Annotated in this window: 13 protein-coding genes and 1 pseudogene; 11 read left to right on the top strand and 3 right to left on the bottom strand. The window is 67.0% G+C overall.

Translation table 11 applies throughout. The features are described from left to right. Positions 1–173: 173 nt before the first annotated feature. Positions 174–632, bottom strand: a complete 459-nt coding sequence (locus tag G4G00_RS11630; protein ID WP_159093960.1) for a hypothetical protein — start codon at positions 630–632, stop codon at positions 174–176. 251 nt (positions 633–883) lie between these two features. On the opposite strand from G4G00_RS11630, the gene G4G00_RS11625 reads away from it, so the two are divergent. The 10 genes from G4G00_RS11625 (at position 884) to G4G00_RS11580 (ending at position 11,624) form a co-directional block, all read left to right on the top strand. Then, a complete protein-coding gene (locus tag G4G00_RS11625; protein ID WP_164273623.1) occupies positions 884–1,894 on the top strand; it encodes an alpha/beta hydrolase-fold protein in 1,011 nt (336 codons plus the stop codon). Positions 1,895–2,016: 122 nt separating this feature from the next. Next, the gene (locus G4G00_RS11620) at positions 2,017–3,396 is read left to right on the top strand and encodes a YncE family protein (RefSeq protein ID WP_164273620.1); all 1,380 of its coding nucleotides are present in this window, start codon (positions 2,017–2,019) and stop codon (positions 3,394–3,396) included. A 53-nt stretch (positions 3,397–3,449) separates the two neighbouring features. Beyond that, entirely contained in the window at positions 3,450–4,505 is a 1,056-nt protein-coding gene (locus G4G00_RS11615) for an ABC transporter substrate-binding protein (protein WP_164273617.1), read from the top strand. Further along, complete coding sequence (locus G4G00_RS11610; RefSeq protein WP_108756165.1) at positions 4,502–5,545, top strand: iron ABC transporter permease; 1,044 nt, start codon at positions 4,502–4,504, stop codon at positions 5,543–5,545. Before G4G00_RS11615 ends, G4G00_RS11610 begins: the two co-directional genes overlap by 4 nt. After that, a complete protein-coding gene (locus G4G00_RS11605; RefSeq protein ID WP_164273614.1) occupies positions 5,542–6,303 on the top strand; it encodes a heme ABC transporter ATP-binding protein in 762 nt (253 codons plus the stop codon). The genes G4G00_RS11610 and G4G00_RS11605 overlap by 4 nt, the downstream gene beginning before the upstream one ends. 142 nt (positions 6,304–6,445) lie before the next feature. Beyond that, entirely contained in the window at positions 6,446–6,952 is a 507-nt protein-coding gene (locus G4G00_RS11600; RefSeq protein WP_164273611.1) for an energy transducer TonB, read from the top strand. Positions 6,953–7,069: 117 nt separating this feature from the next. After that, a complete protein-coding gene (locus G4G00_RS11595; protein WP_164273608.1) occupies positions 7,070–7,816 on the top strand; it encodes a hypothetical protein in 747 nt (248 codons plus the stop codon). Between the two features lie 430 nt (positions 7,817–8,246). Then, positions 8,247–10,283: an elongation factor G gene (fusA, locus tag G4G00_RS11590; protein ID WP_164273605.1), complete on the top strand. Its 2,037-nt coding sequence runs from the start codon at positions 8,247–8,249 to the stop codon at positions 10,281–10,283. Between the two features lie 202 nt (positions 10,284–10,485). Continuing rightward, positions 10,486–10,758, top strand: a complete 273-nt coding sequence (locus tag G4G00_RS11585) for a hypothetical protein (RefSeq protein ID WP_079221882.1) — start codon at positions 10,486–10,488, stop codon at positions 10,756–10,758. 110 nt (positions 10,759–10,868) lie between these two features. After that, complete coding sequence (locus tag G4G00_RS11580) at positions 10,869–11,624, top strand: SapC family protein (protein ID WP_108753082.1); 756 nt, start codon at positions 10,869–10,871, stop codon at positions 11,622–11,624. 10 nt (positions 11,625–11,634) lie between these two features. On the opposite strand, the gene G4G00_RS11575 is transcribed toward G4G00_RS11580, so the two are convergent. Then, entirely contained in the window at positions 11,635–13,965 is a 2,331-nt protein-coding gene (locus tag G4G00_RS11575) for an ATP-binding protein (RefSeq protein ID WP_164273602.1), read from the bottom strand. Then, positions 13,962–14,588, bottom strand: a complete 627-nt coding sequence (locus G4G00_RS11570) for a response regulator transcription factor (RefSeq protein ID WP_164273599.1) — start codon at positions 14,586–14,588, stop codon at positions 13,962–13,964. The genes G4G00_RS11575 and G4G00_RS11570 overlap by 4 nt, the downstream gene beginning before the upstream one ends. Positions 14,589–14,977: 389 nt before the next feature. On the opposite strand from G4G00_RS11570, the pseudogene G4G00_RS11565 reads away from it, so the two are divergent. Beyond that, positions 14,978–17,936 (top strand): annotated as a pseudogene (locus G4G00_RS11565) (TonB-dependent receptor). Positions 17,937–18,079: the final 143 nt, after the last annotated feature.

The raw sequence follows: 18,079 nt of genomic DNA, 5'->3' as shown, positions 1-18,079 counted from the left end.
GACGGTCCCTCCACCCTGGCTCCTACATACCTCGTAGGAGCCGGCGGGAACATACAAGCTTGCTCGACTGCCCTTTGCTCTTCGTAGAGTCGAGCTTGCTCGACTGCCGGATTGAAAGCAGTCGAGCAAGCTCGACTCTACAAAAGCCGGGCCTCAGTCGAGCAAGCTCGACGCTACAAACGCCAATCGCCCTTGCCGCGCTTGATGGCGATCGGCACGCCCAGCTCCTTCTCCAGTTCAGCCGCCGCGGCCTGGTAGCGCGCATACGCCGCGTCATCCGCCGCGTCCACCAGAATGCGCCCGTTCACCGCATCGGTACCGATGCCGTGCGCGCCGGGGAACCGCGCGGCCAGCAAACCGCTGGCAACGGCGGCGTTCAGGTCTTCAGTCGCGTAACGACTGCCTGAAACGAACTCGACCGTCACCTCGCCGCGCGGCCATTGCATGCTGCGCGTCTGGTAGTGGGTGTCGCCCTTCAGCAGCACCACCACCTTCAGCGGGTTACAGGAAATGCGGCGGCCGGCGTAGCGACCGGGAAGCGCCACGCGCAGCCGCGCGGTAACGCCGGCCAGCTCCCGTTCCAGGGTGGCCTGGTCGGGGCAGGGGGTGATGTCGATGTCGCTGAAATCCACGCCCGCGCGCGGGCTGGGGGAGCAGCCGACCGTGCCCAATGCAGCGGCGCAGGCGAGGGCAGGGGCGAGCCATCGTCGAACAGGCAGTAACGTGATTGAGGTAGCGCGCATGCCGGCAGTATGCACACCGGGTGTGCACACGCGCGCGTGATACACAGCGTGACGTTTGATCTAGGTGATAAGCATTCGCATCTAGGATAGACTGCGGTCCCTTGATGAAGAGGCGGCCCGGCCCGCCGCATCCGTCACCCATGATGTTTTCCGTACGCTCCGTCGGCTGTCTGGCCGCCCTGATGATGGGGGTCCTGATGGCCGCTCCCTACGCCCATGCACAGCAGCGCAACCCGCAGCAGCTGATGGGCCGCACCGTACTGGACGAACCTGCGTCCAGCTACCGCTTCGAACATTTCGTGATCGACAGCCCCGACCAGCAGCGCCGCTGGCGGGTGAACGTGGCGATTCCGGCCAAGGCGGGCAAGACCCCCGCACCCGTGCTGTACGCCCTGGACGGCAATGCGGTGGCGATGGTGCTGGACCAGCCGCTGCTGGCCGAGCTGGCCGCCCGCAAGGCGCCGCCGGTGCTGGTGATGATCGGCTACGACAATGAGCTGCGCATCGATTCGCCGTCGCGCACCCGCGATTACACCGCCTGGATCGATCGGGCCGACGACGAGGCCGGCACCACCCAGGCCACCGGTGGCGGCGCCGCCGCGTTCCTGGATGTGATCGAGCGCCGCATCAAGCCCGAAGTCGAGCGCCGCGCGAAGATCGACCCGCAACAGCAGGCGCTGTGGGGCCACTCGCTGGGCGGGCTGTTCGTGCTCAACACGCTGTACACCCGCCCGGCAGCCTTCCAGTATTTCCTGGCCGCCAGCCCGTCGCTGTGGTGGGCGCAGGGCGCTGCGCTGGGCGATCCGGAACAGCAGTTCGTGCAGAACGTGCACGGCCAGCCGGCCAAGGTCTGGTTGATGCTGGGCGGTGCCGAGCGCGTGGGTGACCGCGGCAAGCGCGATATGAACAACCCGCGCGTGGTCGCGCACCTGCGCCGCATTGGCGGTGCCACCCCGGATGCGGCCCTGCAGCTGTCCACGCGCCTGGCCAAGGTGCCGGCGCTGCAGGTGCAGTACCGCGAGTTCCCGGGGCTGGGCCATGGCCCGATGCTGCCGGCCTCGTTCCATGCCGCTCTGCATGAACTCTACGGCGTGGCCGATCGCAGCGAAGCGGATGGCAAGGCGCCGGCCGCGGCGAACGCCAACGAATGACAACCGCGCACGGCCAACCCGTGCGACCCCACTACCCAGGCTTGGCTGTCGATGTGCAGCGGCCCAGGCAACCGATGAATCCCGCGCCACGCGGCGCGGCCTACGTGTGCAAGGAGCCTTCCATGTCGTCCCGTTCTTCCTTCCGTCTTACTTCCCTGGCCGCCGGCCTGTTGCTGGCCGTTACTGCATCGGCGCAGCCGGTGTTCGACCAGCCGGCCAATGCGACCTTCAAGGGCCAGGTGGTCTCGCGCGGCGAGAACGTGGTGCCGGGCAGCACCGCCGATGTCACCGGCCGCGGCTTCGTGCCCGGCCAGCAGATCAGTCTGGTGCGCGGCGATACCGTGCTGAACAGCCAGCCGGTGGTGGTTGATGCCGATGGCAACTTCAAGACCCAGCTGGCCATCCCGGCCGATGCGGTGCCGGGCACCCACCCGGTGGTGGTGCGCGCCAGCCAGCCGGCGGCCGCCACCGTGCTGAAGCTGCGCATCTCGCCGCAGCTGCCGCTGTCGGGCCAGCAGCAGTTCGCCACCCAGTCCAACAAGCTGGTGCCGGGCCTGTACCAGTCGGCCTACAGCGCCGCCAGCAACGCTGTGTTCGTTACCTCGGCCGTGGGCCGCCCGCCGGTTACCCAGTCGCAGCTGCTGAAGCTGGACCCCAAGAGCCTGAAGGTGACCAAGGCGATCACCCCGGCGCAGGTGCCGGGCAGCACCAACGGCGCGGTCTATGCGGTGTACGGCGTGGGCGTGGATGACACCAACGGCAACGTGTGGGTCACCAACACCCGCCAGAACACCGTGGCCGTCTACCGCCAGAAGGATCTGTCGCTGGTCCACCAGTTCCCGGTCGATGCCGTGCCGCATGCGCGCGACGTGGTGGTCGATGGCACCCACGGCACGGTGTTTGCTTCGGCGACGGGCGAAGACCACCTGTCGGTGTTCGATGCCAAAACGCTGAAGCCGCTGGAATCGATCACCCTGGAATCGGGCGTGGATGAAGGCAAGTTCACCCCGATGAGCCTGGTGCTGGATGAAAAGGCCGGCAAGCTGTTCACCGTCAGCATCGGCACCCCGGAAGCGGCGGTGATCGACGTGGCCAGCGGCAAGGTGGACAAGGTGATCGACCTGGGCAATTCCATCAGCGCTTCGGGCGTGGCCTTCGATGCGCAGCAGAACCGTCTGTACGTCGCCTCGCAGGGCACCGACAACCTGCTGATCGTTGATGTGGCCAGCGGCAAGGTCGTGCACGATGTGCCGGTCGGCGCCGGCGCGCTGAACGTTGCGTTCGATGACAAGAGCGGCCTGGCCTACGTCACCAACCGTGGCGCCGGTACGGTTACCGCGGTCAACCGTGATGGCAAGATCGTTGGCAACCTGGATGGCGGCACGCTGCCCAACCACGTGCGCGCCGATGGCAAGGGCAATGTGTTTGCCGTGAACAAGTCGCGTGGCGCCGAAGACCCCAAGGGTGACCGCATCACCCGCATCAGCCTGCGCCAGCCGTAACCCCCGTGCCGGGCGAGGGCAGTGCCTTCGCCCGGCCAGCAAGGAGAATCTGCATGAACTTCGCTTCCCATCTGCGCCTGTGTGCGCTCCCGCTGGCCGTTTCGCTGGCCTTGGCTGCCTGTGGTGGCAGTGCGCCGCCGGCCGCGACCGATGCCGCTGCGCCGGCAGCGGGTTCTGCCACTGCTTCGGCAAGCGCTGCGCAGGAACTGCCGACCGGCTGGCAGCGCGTGGCCGGCGTGGATGTGCCGACCCTGCAGGACCAGAAGGCCGCACTGCCGACTACGGTGGCCAGTGATGATGGCGCGCAGGTGGAAGTGAAGGATGCCAGCCGGATCATTGCCGGCGGCGATGACGTGATTGCGGTGCTGGAAGCGCTGGGCGCTGGCAAGCAGGTGTTTGCCGCGCCCACCAACACCACCACCCAGGCCGGCCTGGCCGCGCCGCATCAGTTCCTGTTCAACCGCACCACCGGCGTGGAAGGCGTACTGAGCCTGCAGGGCTCGCTGTTCCTGGGCAACAGCCTGCGGCGCCACACCGAGCTGTCGAAGAAGCTGCGTGAAGTGGGCGAGCCGGCCGTGGTGGTGGACGATCTGCAGCCGGCACCGGACAAGGTGCGCAAGATCGCGGCGGCGATCGGTCTGGCCGATGCCGGGCAGAGCCTGGCCACCCAGGTGCAGCGCCAGCTGGATGAGGCCGCCGGGATCGGCAAGGGCCTGACCCATGCGCCGCGCGTGATCCACGTGTCGGCCACCGGCGCCGGCGGTCTGCCCACCGTCGCAGGTGCTGACAGCGCCTCGGCGCAGCTGATCGCGCTGGCTGGCGGCGTGAACATCGGCACCGAAGCCGGGGTGAAGAACTATTCGCAGTTGAGCAACGAGGGGGTGGTGGCCGCGGCGCCGGAAGTGATTCTGGTGACCGAACACGACCTGCAGCAGTTCGGCGGTGCTGATGGCCTGTGGAAGGCCTACCCGACCCTGAAGCAGACCCCGGCCGGCGCCGCCAACCGGGTCTGGGTGCTGCCGGATGTGCAGCTGAAGTACACCAGCGTGGGCTCGGGTGCGGGTGCGCTGGCGCTGGCCAAGGCCTTTGCGGCGCTGCCGCCGGCATGAGCCCTGCGGATCGGCGCCGCCGTCGCGGGCGGGTGATGTTGCTGGTCGCGTTGCTGGCACTGCTGGGGGCAGTGCTGGCGTCGTTCGCCGTGGGCCCGCTGCGGCTGCCGCCGCTGGAGGTGCTGCAGGCGCTGGGGGTGAAGCTGGGCCTGGTCGATCCGCAGGCGGTCAGCAGCCGCGACCTGGCGGTGGTCTGGCAGCTGCGCATTCCGCGCGCCCTGTTGGGGGCGATGGTGGGCGCGGCGCTGGCCATGGCGGGCGCCAGTCTGCAGGGCCTGTTCGGCAACCCACTGGCAGATCCTGGCATCGTCGGTGTCAGCCAGGGTGCGGCGCTGGGTGCGGTGGCGGCCATCGTGCTGGGCGCGGCCGGTGCCGCCGGGTGGCTGGTGCCGGTGGCGGCCTTCGGGGGCGGCGCCGCGGCCATCGGGTTGACCTATGCGCTGGCACGCCCGGGCAAGGGCACCGGCAATGCCACGTTGCTGCTGGTAGGTATTGCGATGGCCGCGTTCTGTTCGGCGCTGATCGGCTTCCTGACCTATATCGCCAGCGAAAGCGAGCTGCAGTCGCTGGTGTTCTGGCAGATGGGTTCGCTGGCACGCGCCAACTGGTCGGACGTGGCAGCGGTGCTGCCGCTGTTCGCCATCGGCGTGTTCGCGCTGCTGCGCCTGGCCACACCGCTGGACATGCTGGCCTTGGGTGAGCGCCAGGCGCAGCACCTGGGCCTGGACGTGGCGCGCACGCGCCGCCGTCTGGTGGCCTTCAGTGCATTGCTGGTGGGCGCGGCGGTGGCATTTGCCGGCTCGATCAGCTTCGTGGGCCTGGTGGTGCCGCACGTGGCGCGCCTGCTGGTGGGCCCGGGGCATCGTTGGCTGCTGCCGGTATCGGGCGTGCTGGGCGCGCTGCTGATCGTGGTGGCCGACACCGCCGCGCGTACGCTGGATCCGCCGGCGGAGATTCCGTTGGGGTTGTTCTCGGCCGCGCTGGGCGCGCCGTTCTTCCTGTGGCTGGTTCTGCAGCAGCGCCGCAAGGTGGCTGCATGAGCGCCTTGCTGAGCCTGCGCGATGTGGTGGTGCGCCGCCATCAGCGCGAGATCCTGCATGGCATCACCCTGGATTTCGCGCCGGGCACGGTCACTGCCCTGGTGGGGCCCAACGGTGCCGGCAAATCCACCTTGCTGGCGGTGGCTGCGGGCGACCTGCGCGCAGACGTCGGCGACGTGGCGCTGAACGGCCGTGCACTTCACGCGTACAAGGCCGGGCCGCTGGCGCGCGAGCGCGCGGTGATGCCTCAGGAGCATGGCGTTCGCTTCGCCTTCAGCGTTGAAGAAGTGGTGGCGATGGGGCGCCTGCCGCACCCACCCGATCCGGCCGTGGACGATGCGCGCGTGGAAGCCTCCATTGATGCGGCCGAGCTGCAGGCGCTGCGTCTGCGCGAAGTGCAGCAGTTGTCCGGCGGCGAATCGGCGCGCACCACCTTCGCCCGCGTGCTGGCGCAGGACACGCCGCTGCTGCTGCTGGACGAGCCCACCGCAGCCCTCGACTTGCGCCACCAGGAACGTACCCTGCGCAGCGTGCGCGCCTGCGCCGAAGCTGGAGCATGCGTGATCGTGGTGCTGCACGATCTGAATCTCGCGGCCGGTTACGCCGACCGCATCGTGCTGCTGGAACAGGGCAGGGTGGCCGCCGATGGCACGCCCTTGCAGGTGCTCACCGAAGCCAATCTGCAGCGCGTATACCAGCAGGATGTGGTGGTGCTGCAGCACCCCAAGCGTGGCGTCCCGCTGGTGGTAGTGACCTGAGTCGACGGGGTCAGATCCTTTCGCCCAGCGAAAGGCTCTGACCCCAGGGTCGGCCCCAGGCGAGAATTTCGGACAAGTTGCATGGACCGGCGGGGCTGGCCGATAGGATCCTGTGCAGCCCGTTTCCCACCGGCCTGCCACCATGAAGCTGCTTCGCGTTACCGCCACTACGGTCTGCATGCTGGCGTCCGCAGCGTGCGTGCAGGACTCCGCCCCTGAGCGCGTGGCTGACACGGTCTGCCGAAGTCGTCTTGCGCTGCACGCGGACACCTGTGTGGAGAAAGCCGTGGCATCGTTGAAGCGGATCGTGCAAGCGCGCGAGAAGCGCTTCTATCGGCGTGATGACTGCAGTTTCAAGGCGACCCGATCGTCCGAGCCTTCCATCTCATTCTTTTCGGTGTTCTTGAATCCGCTTGAGTATCCGCCCGACCGGCTTTCCGGTGGTGCCGCCGTTGTTCGCATGCAGGTCGACGCTGCGGGCACGCTTCGATCCGTCCAGGTTGTCCAGTCCAGTGGTGACCCGGCGCAGGATGCGGCTGCCGCAGAGACTGTGTGGAATTGGTGCTACGTGCCCGCACAGCGTGACGGGAGGGACGAGGGTGGATTCGTTGAACATCGTTTCGACTTCGATCCGCCAGCTGAGAACTGAATGCTCAGGGTCACATCCTTTCGCCCAGCGAAAGGCTCTGACCCCAAGCAGCAAAGCTTCCGTTCGCGCCGCGACGTATCCTTGGCGGTTCGTTTTTCTTCAACGGAATGACCCCCCATGAAAGCTCCCTTCGCACGTACCGCACTTGTCGCTTCAATGTTTGCTTCGGCGTGCGCGGCCAATGCAGCCACGACCTCGGTGTCGTTGAGCAAAGCGGCCGACCAGGCCACCTCGATCGAAACGCGCAGCGCCAAGGGCAAGGGCGCCACGCCTGATCTGTTCACCACGCACTACTACGTGGGCGGTGAGATGATGATGGCGTGGGCCGACCAGCAGGTGCTGGTGCTGTGCAGGAAGTCTGCGTATCTGAAGCTGCCGGGCATGAAGCCCGCTGCCAGCGAACTGCCGCTGGAGCAGCGGCAGATGATCGGCGCTCAGGCCATGATGGCCGGCTACACCAGCTATGCGGCCATTGCCGAGATGGTGGACGGCTCGATTGCCGTAGCCGACGATGGCAGCGAAGTGCGCCGCCAGGCTGAGCGCCCGTGGGCGTACGGTACCGAGCGCTACGATGTGACCAGCCAGCGCATGCCCAATGGCGCATTGCGGGTGCGTGCGGTGAAGACCGCCACGGTGAACACGGCCAAGCGCTCCAAGCCTGGCGATAGCTTCAGCACGGACGAAGACCAGGACGCACGTCTGAGCGAGCTGGGTGCTGTTGGCAGCTGGACCGAAGTGACCTTCCATACCACCCCGCGCCGTGGCGAAGTCGATCCGGCCTATTCGCTGAAGGGCTGGGTGTCGGTGACGGGCGACAACGCGGCAACTGTGGGCGACGCGCGGCGGATCAACGGCTGCGAGTGACCGGCCGTTGCTGGGGTCAGAGCCCTTGGCATGGCCAAGGGATCTGACCCCGCACACCCCACCACACCTCATTGTTCCATGAGTGCGCGCAATACCCCCTTGCGCGCCAGATTGGCAGGTCTAGAATGCGCTGCATGAACCGGATGCCGCTCCTGAAGTTTTTCACCCTGACCCGCGCAAGCGCGGAACGGGCGTGTCTGCCTGGAGTGCCACGAAGCCGTTGATACGGCCATCGTTGGACCATCCACAGAGCGCCCTTCGGGGCGCTCTTTTCGTTTCCGCAATTTCATTTTCAACGTCGCCGGCGCCGCCGGCTCGACCCAAGGAGAACGTGCCATGCACCAGATCGCCGAGACCGAACGCTAGCCGCACGCCCTGTCGCCAACCGGGGTGTGCGGCCCCTGAAGTTGGCTTTGCAGGAACCTATCTCATGAACACCCAGACCCTTTCCCGTCGCCGCAACCTGGGCATCATTGCCCACATCGATGCGGGCAAGACCACGCTGACCGAGCGCCTGCTGTGGAAAAGCGGCGAGATCCATCGCGTCGGCGAAGTGCACGACGGCAATGCGACCACCGACTTTTCGGCGATCGAGCGCGAGCGTGGCATCACCATCGGCGCCGCCGCCGTGCAGGCGCAGTGGGCGCCGCGCGATCTGCCGCCGCACCGGCTCACGCTGATCGACACCCCCGGCCATATCGACTTCGCCATTGAAGTGGAGCGTTCGCTGCGCGTGCTCGACGGTGCCGTTGCCGTGTTCTCGGCCGTGGACGGCGTGCAACCGCAGTCGGAAACCGTGTGGCGCCAGGCGCGCCGGCATGGCGTGCCGTCCATTGCCTTCGTCAACAAGATGGACCGCGTGGGTGCCGACTTCGGGCGCGTGCTGGAGCAGATGCAGGACAAGCTGCAGGCGCGGCCGTGGGCGCTGGGTGTGCCGCTGGGTAGCGAAAGTGCTTTCAACGGCTGGGTGGACCTGGTCGATGAGCGCGTGCTGCAGTGGCACGATGATGGCACCACCACCGTTTCGGCGTGGGACGATGCCGCGCGCGCGCAGTGGCGGGCGCACCGCCAGGCCTTGATCGAGGCGGTGGCCGACCACGACGACGCGCTGGCCGATGCGTGGCTGGACGGTCGCGCCATCGATGCAGCGCTGCTGCGCGCTGCGCTGCGCAGGGCCACCCTGGCCGGCGCAGGGGTGCCGGTGCTGGCCGGTGCCGCGTTCAAGGACAAGGGCATCGAGACGCTGCTGGATGCGGTGGTCGACTACCTGCCTTCGCCACTGGATCGCCCCGCGGTTACGGCCGTGAGCGAGCACGGTGACGTCGTGCTGCCGCCGGATCCGGACGGTCCGCTGGCGGGCCTGCTGTTCAAGATCACCCACCAGCAGCACGGTGCGCTCAGCTTCGTGCGGCTGTACTCGGGCACTTTGAAGGTGGGCGATGCCGTGGCCAGTTCGCAGCACCCGCAGGGGCGGCGCGTCAGCCGCCTGGTGCGGGTGCAGGCCGACCAGACCCACGACATCGAACAGGCCGTGGCCGGCGACATCGTGGCGGTGCTGGGCTGGAAGGATGCGGTCAGCGGTGAAACGCTGAGCAGCCGGGCACGCCCGCTGCAACTGGAAAACATCCAGGCGCAGGCACCGGTACTGGCATGGCGGTTGAGCCCGGCGCGGGCGGCGGACCTGATTCGTATCGCGCAGGGCCTGGCCAGCCTGGCCCAGGAAGACCCGTCGTTCCGTGTGGAAACGGATCGCAACAGTGGTGAAACCCTGGTCTGGGGCATGGGCGAGCTGCACCTGGAGGTGATGGTCGAGCGCCTGCGCAGCGAATGGAAGGTGGACGTGGGCGTGGGATCGCCGCGCGTGGCCTACCAGGAAACGCCAATCAAGGCCGTTTCCGGTGTGGTGGGCCGGGTGTCCAAGCAGAACGGCGGGCAGGGTCAGTTCGCCCACGTGGTGCTGGACGTTGCGCCGCGCGAGGATGGCGAGGTGGTCTTCAACGACCGCATCGTCGGTGGCGTGGTGCCGCGTGGCTTCATCGCCGCGGTGGAAAAGGGTGTACGTGCGGCGCTGTCCGATGGCCCGCAGGGTTACCCCGTGGTGGGTATCGAGGTGACTCTGGTCGATGGCGAAACCCATGCCAAGGACTCCTCGGAACTGGCCTTCCATCGTGCCGGGCTGGAAGCGGTGCGGGCGGCACTGGCTGGCAGCGGCACCCAGGTGCTGGAGCCGGTAATGGAAGTGACGGTGCATTCGCCGTCGGCATCGGTGGGTGACGTGGTGGGTGATCTGAATCGCCGCCACGGACGCATCGCCCGCATCGACGACCAGGACGGTCGCGCCGAGGTGAGTGGGTTTGCACCGCTGGCCAACCTGGTGGGGTACACCACCGCGCTGCGCTCGCTCAGCCAGGGGCGGGCCAGCAGCGAAGCGCACCTGCACGGCTATGAGCCGGTGCGCGCCGCATAGCAGGCAAGGCAGGGGAGTCCGTTCGCGGGCTCCCCTTTTTGCTGGGGGCGGAAGGGGCGAAGGGCGCAGCAGATCCACGCCATGCGTGGATGCGGTGTCCCGCCCGCTGCAACGCAACAAAGGTGCAGAAAAAGCTGGATTAAAGTGATGCCTCACGATAAATTGCGCACCCCCTGTTGAATTACCGCCGATCGCACCCGCCATGCGTGATGACAATGACCCCGGAACCCTGGAGTTGACCCTGCCGCGCAAACGCGGTCGGCCGCCCAAGTTCGGGTATGCCATGAGCGATGCACAGCGGGCGGCGCGCTACCGCGCACGCAGGGCAGGGCAGGCCAACCACGCCGACGTGCGCTCGTGCAGCGACATGGTGCTGCTGGACAAGATCCGCGCGGCCGTCAGCGCCCGCGACACCGAACTGGCCGGCTTCCTGGTCCACGTTCTGTGGCAGCGCTACCCGCTTCAGTTGAAATAATTCGTGGTCGGGGTGGCCGTGGCCACCCAGCTTGTTGATAATGCGGGGTTCAGGTTGTTCCCGCTGGCGCGCCCGGGATGGCAGGCGCGCATGATCGACATGGTTTTACGATGACCACTACCAGCGACACCACCACCGAAGCTGCACCGAGCAGCGCGCCCCTGTTCTACACCCGTCCGGTGCCGCTGCAGGCCGACAAGCATGCCGACGTGCGCATCCTGCCGGGCAAGCTCGAATTTGCTGCCAGCAGCAACTCCATCCCGCTGGTGCTGGGCGAATTCTCGCTGGCGCTGCACCACTTCCCGATCCTGTTCGCCGGCCCCAGCGCGGTGCCGATGGCGGCGGTGGGCATCACCACCGACAACCTGTTCATCACCGATGGCCTGTGGGCCGATGAGACCTACATTCCGGCCTACCTGCGCCGCCACCCCTTCATCTTCATCGACACCGGCGAAGGCAACGACTTCCTGCTGGGCATCGACGAAGACAGCGCCCGCATCGCCCGCGGTGGCGAGGAAGGCCAGCCGCTGTTCGCCGATGGCAAGGCCACCGAGCTGGTGCAGCAGGCGCTGGAATTCTGTGGTCAGTTCACCCGCGAACACGACCAGACCCAGGCCTTCTCCAAGGCGCTGGTGGACAACAACCTGCTGGTGGAGCGCAATGCCAACGTGCGCCTGCCCGATGGCCGCGAATTCAACCTCAACGGCTTCTTCGTGGTGGATGTCGAGAAGTTCATCGCACTGCCCGACGCGACCGTGGTCGAATGGCACCGCAACGGCTGGCTGGCACTGATTCACCAGCACCTGATGTCGCTGGGCCGCTTCAACGACCTGACCCGTCGCCAGATTGCGCGCAGCGCCGCCTGATTCAGAACGGCTACACGGCCCCGGTAACGCCGGGGTCGTGTACGCCGCGTAGTTGATCGACCAGCTGCAATGCAGCGCCCCAATCGGGCGTGCGTTCGCGCCCGTGCTGGGCTAGTGTTGCGGCCTTCGCCGCCAGTTCGTGCAGGCCCTGCATCTGTAACGCACCATGCAACCGGTGCGCATGGTGCGCCAGTGCCACGCCATCGCCAGCACGCACCGCACTTTCTGCTGCCGCATGTTCGCGCCGCAGATCCTCGGCAATCTCTGCCGTCAGCGCGCTCCTGTCATGCGCCGGCGGTTCGGCCGTTGCATCGCCACGGCCCAGCGCCTGCAGCAACGCATCCAGCTGCAGCGGCTTGCTCAGTACGCCATCGAAGCCAGCCTGCAGGCAGCGCTGCCGGTGCGTGGGCCCAGTGTGGGCCGACAGCGCCAGGATCTGCGGTGTGCCGCTTTTGGCCGTACTGGCCTGGCGCAGCTGCGGCGCCAGCGCGTAGCCGTTGCTGCGCCCCAGCTCGATGTCCAGCAGGATGACCGCGTGCTGCGCGGCCGCCTGGCGCAACAGGGCCGCGCCAGCGCTGGACACTTCATGCACGGTCGCGCCGTGCTTGCGAAGCTGCGCGGCCAGTACCCGGCGCGACAGCGTGTGATCTTCCACCAGCAGCATATCCAGGCCTGCCAGCAGCGGCGCGGCCGCGGCCGTTGGCGCGGCCGGTGCCTGGGCATCCGGCAACGGGATGACCGTGACCGGCAGGCGCAGGCTGAAGCGACTGCCGCGGCCCTGCACACTGTGCACGTCCAGCGTACCGCCCATCGATGCTGCCAGCTCGCGGCAGATCGACAGCCCCAGGCCACTGCCGCCGCGCGCCTGTCCCTCGTCGCCGGGCTGGAAAGGTTGGAACAGCACCGCCATCTGCGCCGGCGCAATGCCGATGCCGCTGTCGATCACATCCACCAGCAACTGCGCGGCGTCTGCGTCAGCCAGCAACTGCGCGCGCAGCTCGATGCCGCCGGCATCGGTGAACTTGATGGCATTGCCCAGCAGGTTGTCCAGCAACTGCCGCAGGCAGTCCGGGTCCAGTTGCAGCCCCGGCAGCGGTTGTGGCGATACGTCCAGATGCAGGGTCAGTCCCTTGCGCTGGGCTTCGGGGGTGATGGCGTCCAGCGCCTGGGTTGCGATGTCGGCCGCGTCGCAGGGGCGCGGGCTGGGCTGGAACGTGCCGGCTGCCAGGCGCGAGAAATCCAGTGCGCGATTCAGTCGCCCGCGAAGTTCCAGTGTCGCGCGATTGGCCGCGCTCACCAGGTCGCGCGCACTGGCGGGCAGCTGCAACTGCCGCAGCAGATCCAGCGCCGACATTACCAGGTGCACCGAATTGCGCACTTCGTGACTGAGCATGCCCACCGCTCGCGCCTGCGACTGCGAGCGCTGGCGCCAACGCCCGGCCAGCCGGCGACGCAGCCAAAGCCCGCCCACGACCAGTGCGACCGCGGGCAGCAGTACCGACGAACCGCGCACGCCCGCCTGTGCCAATGCGTCGGCAATCGACCGGGGCAGGGTCTGCACGGCCCAGCGATGACCAAGCGCGGCGTGCTCTTCCAGGGTGATCCTGTCCAGGCCTTGTTCCACCCGATCCAGCAGCGCCCGCTCATCAGCGTGGGCCAGCAGATGCAGCTGTTGCGGAAATCCCGAGCGGATCGGCTGCAGTTTCAGGCCCTCGTTGAAATACCGGCGCAGGATCGGGCGCAGCGAGGCTTCCATGCCGATGGCCGCGTCAGCCGCACCGGCCTCCACCGCGGCCAGTGCGGCGTAGACATTCGGTACCGGCAGCACCCGGACATCACCGGCGTGCTGTGCCAGCCAGCCGGGGTACGCGCCACCCTGCACGGCGGCCAGCACCACCGCATCCAGCCCGTCGGCATCGCGCGGCAGGCGCGTTCCGTTGCGCCCGGCCAGGGCCGTCATTGCGCCGGGGAAGCTGCGCCGACCGGTCTGTAATGCGCAGGAAGCATCGTGGTCGATGGCGCTGCCCTGCACCAGGATCAGGTCGGCTTCGCGGCTGCACAGGGCAATCAAGGCCTGGTGCAGACTGTCATAGGGCGTATCGACGAAGGTCAGCCCGGAGTGGCGCTCCACCAGCTCGGCATAGCCGTGGGCGATGGTGGGCAGCACTGGGCGACTGCCCGGGGCGTCAGGAAAGGGGCGCAGGGTGGGGTAGGTGGCTACGCGCACCTGGCGACCATCGCCCCATTGCCACACATTCGTATCGCCGGCGGAGGCGCAGGGCAGCAGGGTCAGTGCGGCCACCATTGCCACGTTGCGCCAAGGGGTGGGCGTGCAGCTCATAAGGCCTCCAGTTCGCGGCGCATGGCAAAGATCTCGGCGTCGTTGCGCAGCCCCAGCTTGCGCAGCGCCGCGACTTTCTGGGTGCTGATGGTCTTGACGCTGCGGTGTCGGTACTGCGCGATCTGCGAAACGGTGAAGCCGGCCAGCAGCAGGCGCATCACTTCGCGCTCGTTGCGACTCAACTCATCCTGGCCCGGCAGCCGCCGACACGCGGCGGGAATGCGGTACAGCCCCTGCGACACGCGCACCACGGCGTCGGCCAGTTCGCTTAGCGGCTCGGATTTGCCGACATAGCCATTGATGCCGGCCGCCAGCAGGTGGCTGATCGCCGCGGCAGAGGCCTGCCCGGCAAACGCGAGCAACGGGGTGCGTGGTGCGTGCTCGCGCAGATGTTCCACCAGCGCCGTACCGCTCAGATCGCCGGGCGCCAGGCTGAGGTCGATGATGCCCACGTCGACCCCCTCCTGCTGCAGCGTCTGTGCAAAACACGCGCTGGCGGAGTGGCTGGCCACGATCTGGAAGCGGAAATCGGTACCCAGGTGGAGCGCGGTGCCGCGACGGACGACATCGTGGTCGTCCAGCAGTGCCAGACGCAGGCGGCGCGGTGCAGGGAATCCGTTCATGCGCGGGAGGTGATCGGCGCCGCTGGGGCGTGGCGCCCATTCTGGCGCTGCACGTCGCGCAAACCTCGAATTCGTTCGAGTTTTACGATTATTCCTATTTGTTGCAGCGCGTCGTTTTTAGCCTAAGCGCTGCGAAAGCGTGCGCGTTGCGTTGGCGTTTCGACCATCAAGGCACCGCGTGCCCGGCACTATTAACGTGACGCGTCACGGCGGAGCGAGGTGCGTATGCGAGGGGAGGGCAGCGCCCTGCCTATCGCCATCGGCCAATAGCAGATAACCACTGGGCATTTCTGCATTGGGGCGCGAGCGGGGTTAATGAATGTGCAATGTCTGGCGCGTCGGTTGCGGCGCGTGGGCAGCGCTTCCCCCACTACCCGTACCGATACACGATGACGACAGCTCGTTCTTCACTGCGCCCGCGTCTGCTGGCGTTGGTGGTGGCGCTTGCCACCGCGTCTCCCGCGCTGCATGCGCAGTCCACCACCGGTGCCATCGCCGGCCAGGCGCCGCCTTCCACGCAGCGCATCTTCGTTCGCAGTGACACCGGCCTCAGCCGAGAGGTGGCGGTCGATGCACGCGGGCGCTTCAGTGTCAGCCAGCTGCCACTGGGTCGCTATTCGGTGGAAGCGCGCGATGCCGAGGGCAAGGTGCTGGAATCCCGCCAGGATGTGGCGCTGACCGTGGGCGCCAGCACGGAAGTGTCCTTTGCCGGCATTACCCGGCTGGATGGCGTGCAGGTCAGCGCGGATCGCGCCGCCGCGGCGATCGATGTCAGCAGCGTGGATTCACGCACCGTCATCACCGCCGAGCAGCTGCAGCGGCTCCCGCTGGGGCGCTCGGCCGAGGCCATCGCCCAACTTGTATGCCGGCCCGACCGGCGCACAGCTGGTGAGCTTTGGCGGCTCGTCGGCCGCAGAAAACGCGTACTACATCAACGGCTTCAACTCGACCGATCCCTTGCGTGGCCTGGGCGGCCTGACCCTGCCGTACGGCAGCATCGACCAGCAGGAAATCTACACCGGCGGCTACAGCGCCAAGTACGGCCGCTCCGATGGCGGCGTGATCAACGCCGTTGGCAAGCGCGGCACCAATGACTGGCACTTCGGCGGCCAGGTGACGTGGGAGCCGGCCTCGGCGCGATCGGACAAGGACGATGTGCGCTACCCGGGCGACGGCGCGCTGTACGCGCCCGAGAGCAAGGACCGCGAGTGGGTGACCACGCAGAGCGTCTATGCCGGCGGCCCGCTGATCGAAGACCGGCTGTTCTTCTTCGGTTCCTACGAACTGGAGCGCCGCGAGGGCACCGACGTGAAGAACGTCGAGGCCACCAATTCCTATTCAAAGTACGAATACAGCCGGCCGCGCTGGTACGCCAAGCTGGACTGGAACATCACCGACAACCACCTGCTGGAACTGACCGGTGCGTCCAGCCGCAACGTGTTCCGCGGCGACATCTTTGCCTATGACTACGACACGCTGAGCCGGGGCGAGCAGCGCGGCAAGGAAGACACCACCAAGACCGGTGGCGACCTATGGACGGCCAAGTACACCGGCTACCTGACCGACCGCCTGACGGTGAGCGCGCAATACGGCGAAATGAACACCGATGACTACATCGGCAATCCAGCCTACGACGGCAGCCTGACCTACATCAGCAACGCATCGCTGCAGAACCCGACCATTACCGGTGGCACGCCCGTCACCAATGCACAGACCACGTCGCTGCTGGTGAACCCGGACCGTGGCAACCGCACCAACAATCTGCGGCTGGATGCGAACTACGTGTGGGGCAACCACAGCATCACCGTCGGTATCGACAACCAGAACGCGCGCGCACTGAATCGTGGCTCGGTGGCATCGGCCGATGGTTACTACTGGATCTACGGCCAGTCCAACCCGAACGTGCCGATCAATACGGGCCTGGGCGTGCCGGCCACCGGTGGTATCCGCAATGGTCAAGACGGGTACTACGTGCGCCAGTACATCTACAGCGCACTGGCCTCGGTGCGAGCCTCGCAGCGGGCGCAGTACATCGAAGACAACTGGCAGGTGACCGATCGCCTGCTGTTGAACCTGGGCCTGCGCCTGGACCAGTTCACCAACTTCAACCGTGATGGCGACGCGTATATCAAGCAGACCAGCGGGCAGTGGGCGCCGCGCCTGGGCTTCAGCTGGGACGTGGGCGGGGACGGGCGCTTCAAGGTGTTCGGCAACGTGGGCCGCTACTACCTGGCGCTGCCACTGAACCCGGCCTTCAATGCCGCCGGCGCCACCCTGGCAACGTCCACCTATTACACATACGGAGGCATCGACAGCAACGGCTACCCGACCGATCTGACCGCGTTCTCTGGCGCGGTGTCGTCCAACAACAACTACGGCCTGCTGCCGGATGCGAAGACAGTGGCCACCTCGGGTATCGAGCCGTCCTACCAGGACGAGTTCATCCTGGGCTTCAGCAAGGCGCTGGGCCAGAACTGGGTGTACGGCGCCAAGGCCACGTACCGCGTGCTGCGTAGCGGCGTGGATGATTACTGCGATATCGACGCCGTGCTGGGCAAGGCCAGCAGCCTGGGCTACAACGTGACCAAGGACAGCAATCCGGTCAGTTGCTGGCTGATCAATCCGGGCCGGGCAAACACCTTCAACCTGGTCGATACCAGCGGCAATTACGTGTCCGTGCCGCTCAGTAATGCGGAAATGGGCTTCCCGCGCTTCAAACGCAACTACTACGCGGTGAACCTGTCGCTGGAGCACCCGTTTGATGGCCGCTGGTACGCCCGTGCCGATTACACCTGGTCGCGCAGCTACGGCACCACCGAAGGCCAGTTGCTGTCGGGCATCGGCCAGACCGCGGTGTCCACCACGCAGGCCTGGGATTACGCGCAATTGATGGAGCACACCAACGGTCCGCAGAGCAACGACCACACCCACCAGATCAAGCTGCACGGCTACTATCAGATCACGCCGGAGTGGCTGGTGTCGGCCAACATCAAGGCGCTTTCGGGCACGCCGTTCAGTGCGCTGGGTTCCTACGGGCCGAATTTCGAAGATCCGTCTGGCTACGGCATTGCCTACCACTTCTACAACGGCCAGCCGGCACCTCCCGGCAGCCAGGGCCGCCTGCCGTGGCTGAAGCAGCTGGATCTGGGCGTTTCCTACCGTCCTGCGGCTGCAGATGGCCGGCTGGGCTTCAATCTGGACGTTTTCAACGTGTTCAACAGCCAGACGGCGCTGTGGAAATCGCCCTATTCGGAGCTGGACCCGGGGCAGCCTGACCCGCTGTACGGCGCGGCGACGGTACGGCAGGCGCCGCGATCGCTGCGGGTGAGCGTGAGCTACGACTACTGACCAAGGGGGCAGGGTGGGCCGGGGAGGGATCCCCTGCCCGGGTGGCCGGGGTCGGAGCCTTTCGCAACGCGAAAGGCTCCGACCCCATTTCAGTTCCAAGCGCAGTTTGACCATGGCTGACGCGAGGACGTCCGGGGTCGGAT

Origin of the sequence: Stenotrophomonas sp. B1-1, assembly GCF_010894375.1 — a bacterium.
In the GTDB taxonomy this organism is placed as follows: domain Bacteria; phylum Pseudomonadota; class Gammaproteobacteria; order Xanthomonadales; family Xanthomonadaceae; genus Stenotrophomonas.
The sequence above is the reverse complement of the archived record's forward strand: the minus strand, read 5'-3'. Positions and strand labels throughout refer to the sequence as shown.

Coding starts and splice junctions, on each gene's coding strand:
- G4G00_RS11595 (WP_164273608.1), top strand. CDS start 7,070: ATGAAAGCTCCCTTCGCACGTACCGCACTTGTCGCTTCAATGTTTGCT.
- G4G00_RS11585 (WP_079221882.1), top strand. CDS start 10,486: ATGCGTGATGACAATGACCCCGGAACCCTGGAGTTGACCCTGCCGCGC.
- G4G00_RS11575 (WP_164273602.1), bottom strand. CDS start 13,965: ATGAGCTGCACGCCCACCCCTTGGCGCAACGTGGCAATGGTGGCCGCA.
- G4G00_RS11580 (WP_108753082.1), top strand. CDS start 10,869: ATGACCACTACCAGCGACACCACCACCGAAGCTGCACCGAGCAGCGCG.
- G4G00_RS11620 (WP_164273620.1), top strand. CDS start 2,017: ATGTCGTCCCGTTCTTCCTTCCGTCTTACTTCCCTGGCCGCCGGCCTG.
- G4G00_RS11610 (WP_108756165.1), top strand. CDS start 4,502: ATGAGCCCTGCGGATCGGCGCCGCCGTCGCGGGCGGGTGATGTTGCTG.
- G4G00_RS11605 (WP_164273614.1), top strand. CDS start 5,542: ATGAGCGCCTTGCTGAGCCTGCGCGATGTGGTGGTGCGCCGCCATCAG.
- G4G00_RS11600 (WP_164273611.1), top strand. CDS start 6,446: ATGAAGCTGCTTCGCGTTACCGCCACTACGGTCTGCATGCTGGCGTCC.
- G4G00_RS11570 (WP_164273599.1), bottom strand. CDS start 14,588: ATGAACGGATTCCCTGCACCGCGCCGCCTGCGTCTGGCACTGCTGGAC.
- G4G00_RS11625 (WP_164273623.1), top strand. CDS start 884: ATGATGTTTTCCGTACGCTCCGTCGGCTGTCTGGCCGCCCTGATGATG.
- fusA (WP_164273605.1), top strand. CDS start 8,247: ATGAACACCCAGACCCTTTCCCGTCGCCGCAACCTGGGCATCATTGCC.
- G4G00_RS11615 (WP_164273617.1), top strand. CDS start 3,450: ATGAACTTCGCTTCCCATCTGCGCCTGTGTGCGCTCCCGCTGGCCGTT.